At 37.2% G+C, this 894-nt stretch carries 3 tRNA genes and 1 pseudogene (1 of these 4 only partly in view); all 4 read right to left on the bottom strand.

Annotated features, from left to right (window positions below):
- Nucleotides 1-63, bottom strand: a tRNA-Ala gene (locus DW269_RS12840); it reaches 39 nt to the left of the window's first position.
- A 20-nt stretch (nucleotides 64-83) separates the two neighbouring features.
- Nucleotides 84-160, bottom strand: a tRNA-Ile gene (locus DW269_RS12435).
- Between the two features lie 20 nt (nucleotides 161-180).
- Nucleotides 181-257 (bottom strand) — tRNA-Ile (locus DW269_RS12430).
- Nucleotides 258-381: 124 nt separating this feature from the next.
- Nucleotides 382-894, bottom strand: a pseudogene (locus DW269_RS12425) (6-phosphofructokinase); the annotation flags it as partial.

The raw sequence follows: 894 nt of genomic DNA, 5'->3' as shown, positions 1-894 counted from the left end.
GAGGATCGAACTCCTGACCTCCTGCGTGCAAAGCAGGCGCTCTCCCAGCTGAGCTAAGGCCCCAAAGAAATTTTAAATAAACATGGTGGGCCTGAATGGATTTGAACCATCGACCTCACCCTTATCAGGGGTGCGCTCTAACCAACTGAGCTACAGGCCCATGTTTAACAGTTTTAGAAATGGTGGGCCTGAATGGATTTGAACCATCGACCTCACCCTTATCAGGGGTGCGCTCTAACCAACTGAGCTACAGGCCCATTTCTTGACTGCTCACCTATAATACCATGTAGAAATACACTCGTCAACAAAAAAATACATAAAATTAAACAATAAATAAATAAAGTCCCATTTTTAAGGGACTTTATTCGACTTTATTCGTTCTTAATTTTCTTTTAAATGGGCAATATCGATATATGAAGGAATACCATTCTTATAAGTAATAGCAATTTCACCCTGGATTAATGGATATAAGTAATCATAAAGTTCTTGAGTGATATCATTACCTTCTTTAGTAATCCACTCTGCTGGAACTTTCTGTTCTAGGTTCGCAATATCCTGTACATTACTATAGATACATTCTGCAGTATATGGATCATTGCTAGTTCTCTTAACACCCATCATAACATTTGTATGATCAGCAAGTGCTGTTTCTACAGCCTTTTTACCAATAAAGAAAGATTCATCAATATCTACTTTAGAGGCAATATGCATTGCACATCTTTGTAGTACATTTAATTCGATACTTCTTACTTTACATCCAAAATGTTCTTTACAGATATTTTCTAATACCTTACCAGTACCAAAATGGATTGGATGACCAAATGCATCATACTGTTGTGAATCACCACTATCTAAGAAGTTTCCGTTTTCATCATGAATACCTTCACTTACTGC

Source organism: Catenibacterium sp. AM22-6LB (assembly GCF_003435615.1).
Classification (GTDB): domain Bacteria; phylum Bacillota_I; class Bacilli_A; order Erysipelotrichales; family Coprobacillaceae; genus Catenibacterium; species Catenibacterium mitsuoka_A.
The sequence above is the reverse complement of the archived record's forward strand: the minus strand, read 5'-3'. Positions and strand labels throughout refer to the sequence as shown.